This window comes from uncultured Gelidibacter sp., assembly GCF_947500795.1.
GTDB lineage: Bacteria > Bacteroidota > Bacteroidia > Flavobacteriales > Flavobacteriaceae > Gelidibacter.
Window position 1 is genome coordinate 227,141 of the sequence record NZ_CANMTE010000005.1, and the last position, 17,450, is coordinate 244,590.

The 17,450-nt window shown below is 35.5% G+C and carries 8 protein-coding genes; 6 read left to right on the plus strand and 2 right to left on the minus strand.

Annotated features, from left to right (window positions below; genetic code table 11):
- Window positions 1-97: 97 nt before the first annotated feature.
- Both Q0947_RS12960 and Q0947_RS12965 read right to left on the minus strand, forming a co-directional pair.
- Complete coding sequence (locus Q0947_RS12960; protein WP_299398297.1) at window positions 98-2,524, minus strand: ribonuclease HII; 2,427 nt, start codon at window positions 2,522-2,524, stop codon at window positions 98-100.
- 26 nt (window positions 2,525-2,550) lie between these two features.
- Window positions 2,551-3,156: a ribonuclease HII gene (locus Q0947_RS12965; RefSeq protein WP_299398359.1), complete on the minus strand. Its 606-nt coding sequence runs from the start codon at window positions 3,154-3,156 to the stop codon at window positions 2,551-2,553.
- Between the two features lie 592 nt (window positions 3,157-3,748).
- On the opposite strand from Q0947_RS12965, the gene Q0947_RS12970 reads away from it, so the two are divergent.
- From Q0947_RS12970 to Q0947_RS12995, 6 genes are all read left to right on the plus strand, one after another.
- The gene (locus tag Q0947_RS12970; protein ID WP_299398300.1) at window positions 3,749-6,874 is read left to right on the plus strand and encodes a TonB-dependent receptor; all 3,126 of its coding nucleotides are present in this window, start codon (window positions 3,749-3,751) and stop codon (window positions 6,872-6,874) included.
- 12 nt (window positions 6,875-6,886) lie between these two features.
- On the plus strand, window positions 6,887-8,296 hold the full coding sequence (locus Q0947_RS12975) for a RagB/SusD family nutrient uptake outer membrane protein (RefSeq protein ID WP_299398305.1): 1,410 nt from the start codon (window positions 6,887-6,889) through the stop codon (window positions 8,294-8,296).
- Window positions 8,297-8,968: 672 nt separating this feature from the next.
- The gene (locus tag Q0947_RS12980) at window positions 8,969-11,986 is read left to right on the plus strand and encodes a TonB-dependent receptor (protein WP_299398309.1); all 3,018 of its coding nucleotides are present in this window, start codon (window positions 8,969-8,971) and stop codon (window positions 11,984-11,986) included.
- A 12-nt stretch (window positions 11,987-11,998) separates the two neighbouring features.
- Window positions 11,999-13,378: a RagB/SusD family nutrient uptake outer membrane protein gene (locus Q0947_RS12985; RefSeq protein WP_299398312.1), complete on the plus strand. Its 1,380-nt coding sequence runs from the start codon at window positions 11,999-12,001 to the stop codon at window positions 13,376-13,378.
- 472 nt (window positions 13,379-13,850) lie between these two features.
- Complete coding sequence (locus Q0947_RS12990) at window positions 13,851-14,273, plus strand: RagB/SusD family nutrient uptake outer membrane protein (RefSeq protein ID WP_299398364.1); 423 nt, start codon at window positions 13,851-13,853, stop codon at window positions 14,271-14,273.
- Window positions 14,274-14,562: 289 nt separating this feature from the next.
- Complete coding sequence (locus tag Q0947_RS12995; RefSeq protein WP_299398316.1) at window positions 14,563-16,485, plus strand: putative porin; 1,923 nt, start codon at window positions 14,563-14,565, stop codon at window positions 16,483-16,485.
- Window positions 16,486-17,450 lie beyond the last annotated feature (965 nt).

The window sequence follows — 17,450 nt, forward strand, 5'->3', positions numbered from 1 at the left end:
TTAATTAATAGCAAGGTTTAACATAGTGAAAACCAGCTGATTAATGAGAACAAATAGTATGGTTGGTTGTTAATTGCGTGTGATTGGCAACTAACGGTTAATTTATCTGATAAATGATGATGCTGTTTTTGTCGCCAATGGTCACAAATTCTGGGCGTTTATCCTTATCAATATTATCAAGGTCAATAGTGGAATTTCCATAAACTGGGAAGTTGTCAATTGGTTTCCCTAAACTATCAAAAAGATGCACTTTTTTGGCCTGTAAATCTGTAACTGAAACATAGATTTTATCGTTAACATAAAATATTTTTGGAGGTGTGTATTCACCAAAATCCAGTTCTACTTTATTCGATTTTATATGTAAAATGTTTTCAGAAAGCGTTACCAAGGTTTTACTCGTGGAGGTGATGGCGTGCTTTTCACCCAAGCTTAAATTCACGCTGGAGAGTTTGCCGTTTTCATCAATTTGAATGAGGTCACCTTTAGCCGTGGTAGTTGTAAATCGGTTGTTGTAAAGGAAGATGCCACTATCGCTAAAGTCGATATTATTTTTAATTTTCACGCGTGTTTTACCTACGCGGCTCAAGATTTCAAGCTCCTTGCCCTGAACAAATACAATGTAATCTTTTCTGCCAATGCGGAAGTGTTGCGGTTGCGTATTAATGGTGCTTTCGGCTTTTTTATAGGTGAATCCTGAAACCGTTTTCCCTCTTTTATCATACATCAATACTGATTTTCCTTGCGTGACCATTAAGCGGTAGTCGCGATTGTTTTCATAATCGAAAACAGAAAGCGGTTGGGTAATTTGATCCTTAAATTTTAATGGGAATCCGCTAACGTTTTTGCCCTCACGATCTAAAACATATACTTCATTAGGAGTCGCAAATGCCAATTGGAGTCGGCCGTTTTTAAAAATATCCAGCTGTTCTATGCGGCCTAATATTTTTCCTTGTAATTGCTTTTTCCACTGCACTTTTCCGTCCTTAGAAATGAGATACAAGTTGTTGTTGACATCCTGTACCACCACTTCCATTTGGTTGTTGGTGTGATTATTTACAAACTGCGGATTTGTCAATAAATCGGCATCTAAAGTCACGCTCATATCTTCGTAAACGGCTGTAGAAGTCAATTTTTTCTTGTTTTTCTGGCTGATGGCGTGCACGTGCGCAAAATCAGTATCATATACAAACTGAATAGCGGAGGCATTAAAACCATCCGGATTTACGGCAGTTTCAAGATCAAAATTTGAATTGATAATCGATTTTAATTGATCGGCATTAGTGTAAGCAAAGAGTGAAGATTCGTCACTTAGTTGCTCCATCATGTCTTCAAAAGTCGCCGAGGTTGAAAGCGTAGTACTATTTTGAAAACTACTCACTACGTCTTTCAGTAAGTCAATGTGGTCTGAAAACACAAAATAGTCGTCAATTCTAATATAATTTGTGGCGTTTTTATAATTGATAAATGGGCCAAAAACCTTCGAGAATAATGCTGGCTGGTCATAGCCGTAAATGGTAATGTCTCTATAGGTTTCAATGGTATTTTGAATACCCAAAAAATTGCTCATGTTTGGCGCATCAATACTATTTAAAAATACCGCTTGATGTTCATTTTTATCGAAGGTTCCAACTTCCAGAACACTTTCAAAGATGGACGTGTCCAATACGGAGTCTGGAGTTCTAAATGCGGAGAGATTTTCATTAAAAATCTTATAATTGTTGAATGTAAAACTTAAAAACCCATCAACATCTGACGGTGCGATATTTGGTAATTGATTTTCTTGAGGCGTTGTATTTTTAAAAACATTGATTAAGCTTTTTAGCGAATCTTTTGCAGTGGTGATGCCGTCAAATTTTAGTTGATCTTGAGTTAAATCAGCATCCAAAAGCATGTAATTGGTGAGTTGGACGGTGTTGAGCTCTTTATCTATAAATAGATGCGGTTTAAAAGCTTTGTTTTTTGTGTTAACGATTATTGATACGGAAGTTCCTGTTCCTATAGTTTGGTACAGTCGATTTAGTTCAGGATCGGACTCTTTTTTCTGAAATGCAGATTCTGTGAGTGACCTGTCATTGGAAGCAAAGAATATGCTGTCTTTTATAACGCTATATATAATGGTGTTGTCAATAGTCGTTTTCGTCAAGGAATTTCCTTGAGACGTGAACGTTTCTCTGGAATGGTTAGGAACAGAATCGAGATTAAAAAGATCCTTGTGGTATTTTGTGATGATTGAAACTTGGAGACTATCGGATTTAAGTTTTCCAAAAGTCATCAAAACCTCGTCTGAAGGTTTGAGATGGTCAAGGAAATCCAGCTTTGAATTTAAGTTCTGAATTGTTTTGCCTGAAAACTGATTCAGCAAGCTGTTATTTTTAAATACGTTTTTTAAACCGGCTATGGAGGTGGTTCTGACAATTACAGAGCTGTTGTTGGGAACCAAATTTATGAGATTGGAATGTTGCTTGGAATCGGTGTCGCAACTAATAACGAGAATAAACGTAAGTAATAACCAAATTGTTCTCATAGAGGGTTTCTTGCAAATATAAAAAGTTAGAGGTCTAATTGAAATTGTTGTGGTAATAATCTAAAGGTTTTCCGATGATATTTGGTAATACCATACCTTTTGATGGCCTCGCGATGCTCCTTAGTGGGGTAGCCTTTGTTTTGTTTCCAATTGTACATTGGGAATTCTTCATGAATTTTAGACATATATAAGTCTCTGTTCGTTTTTGCGAGAATTGAGGCTGCAGCTATATTCATGTGTTTGCTATCTCCTTTAATAATGGTTTGATGCGGAATGTTAGCATACGGTTTGAAGCGATTCCCGTCCACACTAATAAATTTAGGTGAAGTTTTTAAATTGCCGATGGCTTTGTGCATCGCCAAAATAGAAGCGTTTAAGATGTTAATCTCATCAATTTCTTCAGGGAAAACATGGGCAACTGCAAATGAGACGGCTTCTTGTTCAATTAGAGGCTTTAGGTTGTTGCGCTTTAATTCCGAAAGCAACTTTGAATCGTTTAAAATTAAATTCTCGAAATCTTGGGGCAATATGACGGCTGCAGCGGTAACTGGTCCGGCAAGACAACCACGGCCAGCTTCATCTGTGCCACATTCAAATGGATCTAAAGTATAAGAAAGTTGAAGTTTCAAAATCTGTTAAAAATTTAGGCAAAGTTAGAATTTTAAAATAATCCATTCTGAGTAAGGTTTATTTAATCGCTTTTTTATGTGCTTGGATATTTTGGTTAAGGTTTTAAATAAAAATAGATGTGAACTTGAATTGGGTTCCAGCTCATTATTGATTATTCCAATTTGAAAATCATCTGTGTTTCGAGATTTATTTTTAAAACTAATTGTCCAATATTTTCAAGTTGATTGTGAACTTAAAAAATTGGTGCTTGATTCTTCAATTTCAATTAATCTTAAGAAAAACCAATGTTAAAAAATAAAAATTTATGACGTACTATCTAAAGTGAAATGTTTGCAATTAAAAATTTATAAAAATGCAATAGAAATGTTAAAAAAATAGGTAAGTGGTAAAGCTGTAATTTGGGTGTTTTTCTTTTTTTAAAACGTTAACAATTGTATTTCTAATAAGTGAAAATTGAACCCATTAATAATCAATAAAATAGCTCTTTAGCCTAGTGTTTATAAGGGTTTTCATGTTAACTATTTTTTAAGATTTGGGCTTGGTTTATATAGTTTTTATTATGATGTTTGCGAGACTAACTCAAATAATTGTTTTATGAAATTAAAGTTAACATGGTTTATGACGCTTTTTATGGCGTTTGTGATGCAATTTTCTCTTGCCCAAGAGAAAACGGTATCAGGTACGGTGACGTCTGCTGCAGATGGTTTGCCTGTTCCTGGTGCAAGTGTAATTGTGAAAGGTACTGCCCGTGGTCAGCAGACTGATTTTGATGGTAAATATTCCATTAAAGTTAATGCTGGAGAAACCTTGGTATTCTCTTTCCTTAGTTTAAGAACCACTGAAGTGGTTGTAGGTTCAAGCAACACAATTAATGTTGCCTTAACTGAAGATGTTGCGGCTCTAGACGAGGTGATCGTTGTAGCTTATGGAACGCAAACAGCAAAATCCATTGTTGGTTCTGTAACGTCTCTATCTGCTGAGACTATTGAAAAGCAACAAGTAACAACAGTTACTTCGGCTATTCAAGGTACTGTTTCAGGGGTAAACGTAATTACTTCTGGAGGTCAGCCAGGTGAAAATCCAACGATCAGAATTCGTGGTATTGGTTCTATCAACGCTAGTGCAGAGCCTCTAATTGTTTTAGATGGTGTACCTTTTAATGGTAACATCAACTCTATTAGTGGAGATCAAATTGAGTCTATGAACGTATTGAAAGATGCTTCTTCTACAGCACTTTACGGTTCTAGAGCTGCAAATGGTGTGATCTTGATTACAACTAAAAAAGGAGCTTTAAACTCTAAGCCAACTTTAGATATTTCTGCAGTAACAGGTTTTGCTGAACCAGCAGTTGCTATGCATGAAACTATCGGTACTAACGATTTTATGCGTTATACTTGGGAGGCTGCTAGAAACTCTAACTTATATGTAAGAAATCAATCGGCTGCTGATGCCGCTGCAAATGCGTCATCAAGCATTATCCCTACGTTGGGTTACAACCCTTACGGTAACGTTGCGCAACCAGTTGATGTTAATGGAAACCTTGTTCCTGGTGCAAACTTGTTATGGGAAACTGATTGGAAAGATGCGATCTTAAGAAAAGCTGCACTTCGTAGTGAATACAGCATGAGTCTTTCTGGTGGTGGTGCTGATACAAGATATTTCTTGTCTGCTAACTACTTAAACCAAGAGGGTACAGTTAAAGAATCAGATTTTGAAAGAATTACAACCCGTTTAAATTTAGAGTCTTCTGTAAACAAATGGTTAACTGTAGGTTTAAATTCATCACTTTCAACATCTCAACAAAACTATCCTGAGCAATCAGGTAGTAGCTACCAAAGTTCAATCCAATGGATCTATAGCATGTCTTCAGTATATCCTTTATTTAGACGTGATAACAATGGTGGTTTAGTATACGATAATTTCGGAAACAAAATCTATGATTACGGTGCTACTACAGGTCAATCAGTAAATGGTACGCGTCCATTATTAGGAAACGAGAATGCTGCTGGTTCATTATACAACTATGAAACGTTAAACAAAAGAACAGCATTAACTGCTAACGGTTTTGCTAAACTTGATTTCACTGACGATTTATCATTCAAATCAACAGTTTCTTATGAAAACTATCTTTATGATGGATTTGACTATGCAGCTCATGATGTAGGTTATGCAGCTTCAGTTGGTGGTCGTGTTTCTCAAAGTAGAAACATCACAACAACATTGAACTTCACAAATGCTTTAAATTATGATAAAACATTTGGAGATCACACTATTCAAGCAACAGGTATCTTTGAAACATACCAAATGAAAATTGATGCATTAGGTGCTCAAGGAACAGGATTTTTACCAGGTGTTAAAGTTCTTAACGGTAGTACAACACCAGAAAGTGTAAGTGGTTATATCAGTGAAGAAAGATTAACATCTTACTTAGGTCGTGTTGGTTATAACTTCCAAGAGAAGTATTATATTGAAGGTTCTTTCCGTCGTGATGGTTCTTCTCGTTTTGCTAAAGAATCAAGATGGGGTAACTTCTATTCTGTAGGTGGTTCTTGGATTGCTTCTTCTGAAAGTTTCTTAGAAAATTCTAACTGGTTAGATTTCTTAAAATTCAGAGCGTCTTACGGTGAGCTTGGAAATAACCAAGGTATTGGATACTTCCCTTACTTACAGTTGTTCCAAACAGGTTGGAATGAACTTTCTAACACAGGTGTACTTTTAGGTGGTGTAACTGATCCTAACTTATCTTGGGAAACAAGTGCGTTATTTAACGTAGGTATGGACTTCACGTTATTCAACAATACCATTGAAGGTTCTGTTGAATACTATAACAAAGAATCTCTTGACTTAATTTACAGCCAACCACTTCCAATTTCTACAGGTAACTCTTCAATCACTACTAACGTAGGATCTTTAAGTAATAAAGGTGTGGAAGTTGCTTTATTAGGTAGAATTATTAAAGGTAACAACGTGTCTTGGTCTGCAGGTCTGAACTTTGCATTCACTACAAACGAAATTACTGAGTTAACTCAAGAAAGTTTCATCAACGGAACTAAGAGATGGGAAGTTGGTAGATCTTTATATGATTTCTACATTCAAGAATGGGCTGGAGTAGATCCTGCTGATGGTTACGGTATGTGGTACAAAGATGTTTTAGATGCTAACGGTAATCCAACAGGTGAGCGTGAAACTACTAAAAACTACTCTCAAGCTGGTAGATACTACCAAGGTTCTTCTTTACCAGATGTAACAGGTGGATTTAACACAGACCTTAAAGTTGGAAACTTTGATTTCAACATGTTATTTAACTTTAGCTTAGGTGCGCAAGTTTATGACAGTTCTTATGCTGGTCTAATGGATGGTTTCTCTAACCCAGGATACCAAGCTTCTAAAGATATTGCGGGAAGATGGCAACAACCTGGAGATGTTACTGACATTCCATTATTGTTAAACTCTCAAAATGACTTTAACGCTACTTCAACAAGATTCTTATTTGACAATGATTACTTAAGAATGAGAGCTGTTACTTTAGGATATACGTTACCAAGCAATGCAACTAAGAACTTGTTCATTGAAAAAGTAAGAGTGTATTTAAGAGGTGATAACTTATTAACTTGGAGTTCTCACAAAGGTTTAGATCCTGAACAAAGTGTTTCTGGTACAACAGACAGCAGATCTTCTTTAATGAAGACAGTAAGTTTCGGATTAAATGTAAAATTTTAAAAAAATAAATTTATGAAAAAAATAACAAAATTAGGAGTCTTGTTGTTCGCAGGTGCCCTAACCTTTACAGGGTGTGCAGATAGATTCTTGGACGAACCAGCTCCAACAGAAGCCGTTTCAGAATCAGTAATTTTTGGTTCTCGTACAGGTGTTGAAGCTTACATTTCGGGAATTCAAAGAAGAGCTCGTGCACAATTTACAGCTACTGATGCTGGTGGTGTGAACTCACTTTATTTTGCAAGAACAATTAAAGGAAATGATTTTATCCATGCAACTTCATGGTGGAGCTTTGATTATGCAAATGACAATAGAGAGCCTACCTATAGAAGAACTGTATTTACATGGCAGTTTCCTTACTATATGATTAATCAAACCAACACGCTTATTAATGGTGTAGAGGCTTCTGACTTATCAGAGATTGATAAAGCTGAATTATCTGCTCAAGGTAAAGCGTTGCGTGCATTCTATTATTTTCAATTGGCACAAGAGTTTCAGTTAACTTATGCTAAAGATCCTGATGCTCCTGCACCTCCAATCTATACTGATTTATCTCTAACAGGTAACCCAATGTCTACTTTAAGAGAAATGTATAAATTGATTGTTGACGATTTAACTTTTGCTGTAGCTAACCTTGATAATTCAAGATTAGGTAAATCTTATGTGAACGCTCAAGTTGCAAACGGTTTATTGGCTCGTGTATATTTAGTAATGGAAAATTGGGAAGGTGCTGAATTGGCGGCTCATAATGCATACGGTGGTGATGTAAATGCTGCATTGGCTCCTAATGCTTACAAAGATGGTTTTGGTGACATCAATAATCCAGAATGGATTTGGGGTCTTCCACAATCTGATGACCAATCAAACTACTATTACAATGCGCCTTCTGCCTTTGTTGATTTAGTTAACCCAGCGTATAACAACGTATTTGTTAACTCTAACTTCTCTGATACATTCTCAGAAACTGACGCTCGTAACACATTCTTTAATACAGGATATTCTGGATTCCGTTCAGTTGGTACAAGTAAATTTACCTTCGCTTTTGATAGTGATATCGTAGTAATGAGAACTCCAGAGATGATCCTTATGGAAGCTGAAGCAAAATTCCGTCAAGGAGATCAGTTAGGAGCTCATGAGTTACTTTATGCACTTCAATTAAACAGAGATCCACAAGCTGTTAAAAGTACAAACAGTGGTGCTGCTTTAGAAGAAGAGATTCTTTTGGAAAGAAGAAAAGAAATGTATGGTGAATTTGGTGTTGAATGGTTTGATGCAAGAAGATTGCAAAGAGGTATTCAAAGAACTCCAAACCATAGAATCGTTATGGACTTAGCGCCAAATGATAAAGCATTCTATTTGAAAATTCCTCAAAGAGAAATCGATGCTAATGATAATATCGATGATTCTGTTAACGCAAACAGATAATCTTTGTTAATCTTATTTATATTGAAGAGGCAACCTGAAAAGGTTGCCTTTTTTTTTTAAAGCTCATTTTCAAAAGGTATGAGGTGTCCTTTTGTTGCACTCGTGGGTGTGTGGTTATAATAGTGCCTTGGGTTATTTAATGGATAGCTGAAATAAACCTTAACCGATCTAACGTAGGGAAGAAATTTGTAATCTAATTTAAAAGCAATACTTAGTTGAATATATGAGAAAGTTATCCTTCAATGATAAAGTGTACGATAATCATACATTATAATGACAAAAGCGGAGATCGAAATATCAATTACAGTATAGGGAAAATAGGCGCAAGGCCCCGCCATCCGTAGGATACCCCAAATTGCGAATAATTCTAAATTTTAATAAAAAACGTATAAAGTCGTTAATTTATACCTAAAACCCATTATCCTTGCCCATCTTGGGTCAATATGCTCTCACAATCGTAAAAAAAGTATCATACAATCAAGCGGTTATCTAGTGAAATTTGCAAGGTGTTAAAAAACATTAATTTTTATTACTTCGTAAGAAGATAGGAAGGGTATGCGTGAAGACTTCAGGTTTAGGGCTTTACGCTTGTATCTCGCGGTATCGCCCTGTTTTAAGCGTTAACATATTTTTAAAGGTTATACTTGTTTTTTTATAATATTATTATGATGTTTGCGCAAGACTAACTCAAATAATTGTTTTATGAAATTAAAGTTAACATGGTTAATGACGCTTTTTATGGCGTTTGTGATGCAAATTTCTCTTGCACAAGAGAAATCTGTTTCAGGTACGGTGACATCTGTTTCAGATGGTTTGCCTTTACCTGGAGTGAATGTGCTTGTAAAAGGAACGACTCGTGGAGTCCAAACTGATTTTGATGGTAATTATGCCATTAAAGTGAGTACTGGAGAAACATTAGTGTTCTCTTTTGTGAGTATGGTTAAAAAAGAAGTAGTTGTTGGTTCAAGCAACACTATCGATGTTACAATGCAAGAAGATATTGCTGCTCTTGATGAAGTAGTGGTAGTAGGTTATGGTACAAAGAGTACTGTAAACGAAACAAGTTCTGCTTCTGTAGTAAGTGCTGATCAGATGGAGGATAGACCAATTGCAGGTGTGAATAACTTGTTGAAAGGTTTCTCTACTGGTGTTGTGGTAAATGCAGGTAGTGGACAACCAGGAGCTGGCTCTGTGGTTAGAATTCGTGGGATAAGTTCATTGAATGCTGGAACTGAACCGCTTTATGTTATTGATGGTGTACCAGTAATTTCTGGTGATTACTCTCGACTTAACACAACTTCTGATGTCTTATCAAGTATCAATAGTAATGACATCGAGTCTATGACTGTATTGAAAGACGCTTCTGCAACTGCAATATACGGTGCAAGAGCTGCAAACGGTGTTATTCTAATCACTACAAAATCTGGTAAATCTGGAAGTCCTAGATTTGGTTTTAGTATAGAATCAGGCTTCAATGAAAAGGCTGTAGATGGACCAAGAAATTTAACAGCTGCTGAATGGGCTGAACTTGTTGATGAAGGTTTAGTAAATGCTTTAGGCTCCGCTTATGAGGGTTATACCAATGATAGATTGAATCCTAATGGAGTTGATACTAACTGGGGTGATGCCATTGAGCGTGGTACTGCAAACCAACAACAAGTAAATTTCTCTGTTTCAGGAGGTACTGATAAATTAAGATATTTTTCTTCTTTAGGTTTCTTCGATCAGGAGAGTATAGTAAGAAACTCTATGTTTAACAGAACATCTGGTAGATTAAAAGTTACTTATAAATTAAGTGATAAAATTACAATTGGTCAAAATATCAATGCAGGTTTTACAAACTTGAAAACACTATCATCTGGTGGTGGATTTGCTAACCCAATGTTAGCTAAGTATTTTGCAAGACCTTCTGACCCTGTTCGTAATGAAGACGGTACATTCTATATTGGGCCTGCTGGTAACCCAAGAATGTCAAATGGTTTATTTAACGTGCCTATGTTGTTAGAAAATAATTTTAACAAAGCACGTACATTGAAATTAACAGGTATTACAGACTTCTCTTATGATATTACTGAAAACTTGAACTTTAGCTCAAGATTGTCTTTAGACAACACAATGATTGAGGAAGATTCTTACCAAAATCCATTACATGGAGATGGTTTCACTCCAAAAGGTAGAGCTTACGCATATGACACTCGAGTGTTTGATTATGTGTTCCAAAACTCTTTAAACTATGATTTTAACTTAGGAGATAAAAACAACTTTAGTGTATTATTAGTACAAGAAGCTCAGAAAAATCATTACCGAAATGTATCTGCTTCTTCAGAAGGATATGGTAAAGGTGGATTTTATACAGTATCTGTAGGGTCTAATATTTTAGGTGCTGCTGGAACAAGAAGTCAATCTACTAATGCTGCTTATTTAGGTAGTTTGAGTTATAATTTTGACAATCAATTGTTTTTAGATGCTACTTTTAGACGTGAAGGGAATTCTAACTTCGCTGAAGAGAACAAATGGGGTAACTTCTGGTCTGTTTCTGGAGCTTATGACGTTGCAAAAGGATTAGATTTCGATGCTTCTTCAGTAAATGAATTAAAAGTAAGAGTTTCATACGGTCAAGTAGGTAATGCATCTATCGGTTCTACTTCTAGTTTAGAATATTTCTCATTTGGTGGTGAGTACGGTGGACGTATTCCATTATTTGTTGGAGGTGTTGCAAACCCAGATTTAACTTGGGAGGTTAATAAGCCATTAAACTTTGGTCTTGATTTTGGATTATTCAACAATAGATTAACAGGTAGTTTTGATTATTTCATCAAAAAAACTGAAGATTTATTATATTCAATTCCATTGTCTCTTACAACAGGTCAAACTTCTAAGTTTGTTAACGCTGGATCACTCGAGAACAAAGGTTTCGAAATTGGTTTAGGAGGTAGAATATTTGATAATGACTTCAAATGGAATTCTCGTATTAACTTCTCTTTTGTAGAAAATGAATTAACTTCATTACTTCAAAATGATGTAATCTCTGGAACAAAAATATTAAGAGAAGGAGAAAGTATCAATACGTATTATATGAGAAAATGGGCTGGTGTAGATCCTGCTAACGGAGATCCGTTATGGTATATTAATGGAAAAGATGGTGCTACGACAAATGTTTATTCCAAAGCGGAAAGAGCAACTCAAGGCAATTCCTTGCCTAATTACACAGGTGGTTTCATAAACAACTTCAGCTATAAAGGATTCTCAATTGAAACTATGCTTACGTTTGCTTTTGATTATAAAGTTTACGATGGTTGGGCGGCTTACTTACAAAGTGCAGGATCCTACACTCTTAGCTACCCTGGATATGCTAATAACTTAGATAGATGGCAAGAGCCTGGTGATGTTGCATTAAATCCTAAAAACGTTTACAATAACTCAAACCAAAACCAAGCTACATCTACTAGATTCTTATATGACGGAGATCACATCAGATTTAGTAACTTACAAATAGGATATGACTTTACAAAGGTTTTTCCATCATCAACATTTAGTTCTGTTTTACTATATTTAAGAGGTACAAACATAATTACTTACACGTTTGATGATTTATTAGAGCACGATCCTGAAACTAGAACTTCTGGTGTTACTGATTTAGATTTACCACCGCTTAAGAGTTATACAGTTGGTGTTAAAGTATCATTTTAAAAAATATAGAAAATGAAAAATATATATAAAATTTTATTCGCAGGACTGTTCTTATTGACAGTAACTGCATGTAGTAACGATTTCCTAGAGAATGAACAGTTCTCTACGACTCCACAAAATATTGAGAGTGTTGAGGATCTGAAAGCCTTGATGTCTGGAGCTATGATAAGATCGAAAGATGTTACGTATTATGGCCGTGATATGATTGTATTTGGAACTGTAAGAGGAGATGTAGCATTTAGTGATGCTAACTCAGGACGTTTCAGAAGTCCCGCATATTATAATATGATCTCTACTGATGCTTATGCAGCAGACACATTCACTCAAATTTACAGAGTTATTGGTCAGTTAAATGTTATCATTAATTCTACTTTTCAAAATGCATCTAGAGAAGCTGAGATTAAAAACATTAAAGGCCAAGCTTTAGTATGGAGAGCTAACGCTTATCTTGACTTATTAAAACTATACGGTCAAGAGCATACAGGTGGAACTTTGGGTGTACCATTAATCTTAGAGTATAACACTGGTGCTGATAAACCTGCCCGTGCAACAGTTGCTGAAACGCATGCACAAATTACTGCGGATTTCGAAGCTGGTATTGCATTACTTGAAGAGAGTGGAACTTTAAAAGGTCCAAAAGATTTAATTAACTATTACTCAGCTAATGGTTTAGCAGCAAGATATTACCTTTATAAAAACACACCTGAAAGTATTCAGTTAGCCTATGACCGCGCAAGTGTAGTTATTGGAAATACTGATTATAAGGTTGTTGGTGCTGATTTATATTTAAATTCTTTTAGTGAAAATCTAACTTCTCAAAATTCAATTTTTGAAATCGCTGTTGGTGATAAAGCTAGATTAGGTACAAATTCACTTGCATATATTTATAAAAAGCAAGGGTATGGTGATATTAGACCTGTAGCAGATTTCGTTAATTCTTTTGATGCGGCAGATATTCGTAGTAAGGCGTTTACCGTTACTAACGGAAATAAGTATGTTAGTTCAAAATATCCTGATATGAGTGGTAATAATAGTATCAAATTCCTTCGTTTTGAAGAAGTTCTTTTAACAAGAGCTGAAGCTAACTTAATTTTAGGGATTGATCCAGTTGAAGCTGATAATGACGTAAATAGAGTCGTTACCAACAGAGGATTAGCTCCATTTGTAGGTGTTACATTGGCACAGGTTAGAGAACAAAGAAAAAAGGAATTGTTCTTTGAAGGTCAAACTTATTGGGATATGTTGAGACAAGGTTTAGACATCCCTCAATATGATCCTGCTGGAAATTTGGTAGATACTCACGTGTATGGTCAAGATCCTAAATTAATTTTCCCAATTCCACAAAGAGAATTGGATGTTAATAAAAACATTCAACCAAATCCTGGTTTTTAATCAAGGATTTATTTAAATACTAAAGGCAACCTGAAAAGGTTGCTTTTTTTTTAAAATTAAATTTTTTAATTATTTTAATTTAAGATTGAACATGTAAATCTATTTTAAGGCCACTTCTTCTTCAACATTATTATTTCAATAATGTTGAACCCTAATCGATGTTATAATATGTTCTTTGTAATTTCTTTTATCGCTTTAACCCTATAATTGAATAAATTTTCTCCTATCAATTCTGTGACCTGCTAATAATATGTCGTATTTAATCAAGTCTATATTTGTGGTAAAGATCATAAAGAGACAAGGTATATATGACACTAGTAAAGTTGTTACAAAAGAGTGTTAAACTTAATTAACGTAATAAGTTAAATATGAAAGTTTTATTTAATAAGCATCAAACAATTTTGAATTTGATTTAGGTTTTAGGGCAGGCGCAACTGATTATGATCCTGCAGTTGGAGGTCCAGTTTCAGTAATTGGTAAACACGCTAACGGAGCATTACGTAACGTTGGTAAATATCCATCAACAGCACCTTATGAAGATAACGTGTCAGTTGTAAGATATGAGGAAGTAGTATTGTTATATGCTGAAGCATTATTAGAAACTGGTAACCCGGTAGATGCTTTACTATATTTAAACATGATTCCTACAAAACGTGGTGCTACTGCTTACTTAGCAGCTACTAAAGAAAATATTTTATTAGAGCGTAGAAAAGAATTGGCATTTGAAGGTTTCAGATTCCATGACTTAGCACGTACTAAAAAGGATATTCCTAATCCAGATCCAGTTTTAATTACTCATGGATTGGTACCTTACGGTAACTATAACTTTGCTTTACCTATTCCATCTGGTGAAGTAGATGTAAATGCTAATGTTGTACAGAACTTTGGTTTCTAATCAATATTTTTAAATAATCTTAAAATCCGCCCCTTGGGCGGATTTTTTGTTTTATAATAATTTCAACTAAGGCTAAACTGCGAACTAATGTATGTAGGCATCTATTTTATTTGTTAATTGACCTATACGTGTATAAGAACTATGACAGATGTAAAGCAGATTTTCATTTTTTGAAATACGATTTTCGAGTAATAGGGATAATCTGTTCTTGTTATTTACTTTCATTATCTCCATAATATCGAAGCCAAATAGAAGTTATATTATTATTTTTGTCACTCAATAATTGATAATGAATAAAGTTTTTTTCCTAGGGGTTCTATTACTTTCCAATATAACTGCCGTAGTTAGTCAAACCAACTTTTCTAGAGAAGGTCAGGGGAGAGACACCGTGCAGGCCTCACCAAAAGTCAAGGTGGCCAATATTGAAGATTATCTTATTATAGGAATCGATAGAGATACTACTTATGTAGATACGTCCCTCCACATTAAAAAAGATTACAAATTCAATTATCTGAGAAAGGATGATTTTGGATTATTGCCGTTTTCAAACTTGGGGCAAACCTATTCCAGTCTTACCCACGATTATAAATCTAAGCGATCAATGCCGTTATTTGGTGCGCGTGGCAAGCATTTCAATTATATGGAAATTGAAGATATTAGCTACTATCATGTGCCAACACCTTTAACAGAGTTGATGTATAAAACTGCATTTCAGCAAGGGCAACTCTTAGATGCTTTCTTTACGGTGAATGTTTCCAAACAATTTAACTTCTCGATAGCTTATAAAGGGCTGCGTTCTTTGGGTAAGTACCAAAACATATTAACCAGTACCGGTAATTTCCGATTCACCAGTAATTATATCACGAAGAACCATAAATATCAAGCGCGAGCACATATCGTTATGCAAGATATTTTTAATGAGGAAAATGGTGGATTGACCGATGAAGACGTCGAAAACTTCAAATCTGGCGATCCTGAATTTATTGATAGATCTGTTTTTGCTCCAAATTTTGAAGATGCTGAAAATAATCTCGAAGGCAAACGCTTCTTTTTAGACCATCAATACAATCTCCTAAAACCGTCTGATAGCGTATCCAATAGTTTGAGCGTGGGTCAGGTCATTTCCTTTGAAGATAAATACTATCAATTCACCCAAGAGGCACGCAATGATTTTTTCGGCCCCGCATTTTTAAGCAATTCCATAAATGATAAGGTAAAACTAGAAGAGTTCTCTAATCGATTTTTCGTTCAGTACCAAAACAAAACCCTCGGACAATTGCAATTCAATGCCGATTACAACAACTACAATTATGGTTATGATGCCGTAACCGTTATTGACGGCAACCAAATAGCCAACCGATTAAAGGGAAGTGTGTTCGGAATTGGCGGGAGTTATAAAAATACAATTGGCGGCTTTCGTTTAAATGGTGATTTTGGATTAAATATTTCTGGTGATTTTAATGGAAACTATTTAGATCTAAATGCTTCTTATCAACTGAGTGAGGATTTTAATGTATTGGCACGTTTGAACACCAGTTCTAAACAAGCTAATTATAATATGTTACTGCATCAAAGTGATTATCTAAATTACAATTGGGACAATAGTGATGCATTTAAAAATGTGCAAACCCAGAATTTAGCTTTTAAAGTGGTTTCGGACCGTATCGCTACGGCGGGAATTGAATTTTCTACCATTACTAATTACACCTATTTTGGAAAGGATAGTAATAATAGTGTAAAGCCGATGCAAGCTGATCAAACTTTGAAGTATTTAAAGATTGATCTTTCCAAGGAAATCCAGTTTGGGAAGTTCGCTTTAGATAATACCATACTATATCAAAATGTGCTAGATGGCGAAGGCGTATTGAACGTTCCACAAATTGTGACGCGTAACACGCTTTATTTTTCTGATCACTTATTTAAAAAGGCACTCTTTTTGCAAACGGGAATCACGCTCAACTATTTTACGGACTATAGCATGGATGCTTATGATCCGTTGTTGGCTGAATTCTATACCCAAAACCAAACCAGTATTGGTAATTTCCCAAGGTTGGACTTTTTTGTCAATGCCAAAATAAGACAGACACGCATTTTTGTAAAAGCGGAACATTTCAATTCATCATTTACAGGATATAATTTCTTTTCCGCACCCAACAATCCGTACAGAGATTTCACCATCCGTTTCGGATTGGTTTGGAATTTCTTCCTGTAACCGATACCTTATATATATATGTAGGATGTATTTGGGTGTTGTTGGTGTGAAAACACATTTGTCATAGGTTCATTTTCGAATAAGCTGATCGTTATTTCAATTATCCGAGTACGGATGCCGATGACAAAATACTTACTTCTATAATAGATGTTAGAGATGTCCACTATATTGCCTCTATCCAATCCGCAATTCGTTTTGCTGAAGATGACTAGTAGTATTCGCTACAATATATAGGGCCAATTGCTCCCTCAGATCTCCACCCGAAAGCTTCTTATGAGATCGTATGACAACGCTATTTACATCCGATGCTCATTCTGGGTTCCATGGCCAATATAATTTTAGTCAAGAATGATTGCGTCATGTATCTGATATACGATATATATAAAGGTGTAGTTGTTTAAAGTAATACTGTCCATTTCAATAATTATGGCGTTTGTATTGCCCAAGGGGGCAATCCACCGCGCTCTCGCCCCTCACTTTTGGCGGCCGCTGGGGCACCGCCAAAGAGTTCAGACAGGGGCTCCATCGCTAACGCGGGCATCGCGTAAATAATAGGTAAGGGAAGTATGCAACTTTTTAGGTCTGTAAGTAATTCATTTTCAGCGCCAAGAAAAATAATCAAAAAAAGAGCAAAAATAGTTTGTCTGTAAAGTAAAAAGGGTTGTATATTTGCACCCCGCAAACGAGGGGCCTGAGGCCGCCGAGACAAGGGAAAAAGTGTTCATTATCACCTTAAAATAAAAGAAGCAAAAAGTTTTGCAGACTAATAAAAAAGGTTTTATATTTGCACCCGCTTAGCGATTGAGTTCGCCGAGAGAAACAAGAAACAAGTTCATTAACATATTGGATTGACAGCGTAGCGGAGCACTGGAAACGGTACTCCGCACAAAAAAAGAACAAACCATTTTGAGTACCAAACATTAAATTTCCTTTGGTCGTTGAAAAGTACTGAACTATAAGTTCAA

What these genes read in the sequence shown, in the direction of transcription:
- Q0947_RS12975 (WP_299398305.1), top strand. Translation starts at nt 6,887, where the DNA reads ATGAAAAAAATAACAAAATTAGGAGTCTTGTTGTTCGCAGGTGCCCTA.
- Q0947_RS12970 (WP_299398300.1), top strand. Translation starts at nt 3,749, where the DNA reads ATGAAATTAAAGTTAACATGGTTTATGACGCTTTTTATGGCGTTTGTG.
- Q0947_RS12985 (WP_299398312.1), top strand. Translation starts at nt 11,999, where the DNA reads ATGAAAAATATATATAAAATTTTATTCGCAGGACTGTTCTTATTGACA.
- Q0947_RS12995 (WP_299398316.1), top strand. Translation starts at nt 14,563, where the DNA reads ATGAATAAAGTTTTTTTCCTAGGGGTTCTATTACTTTCCAATATAACT.
- Q0947_RS12960 (WP_299398297.1), bottom strand. Translation starts at nt 2,524, where the DNA reads ATGAGAACAATTTGGTTATTACTTACGTTTATTCTCGTTATTAGTTGC.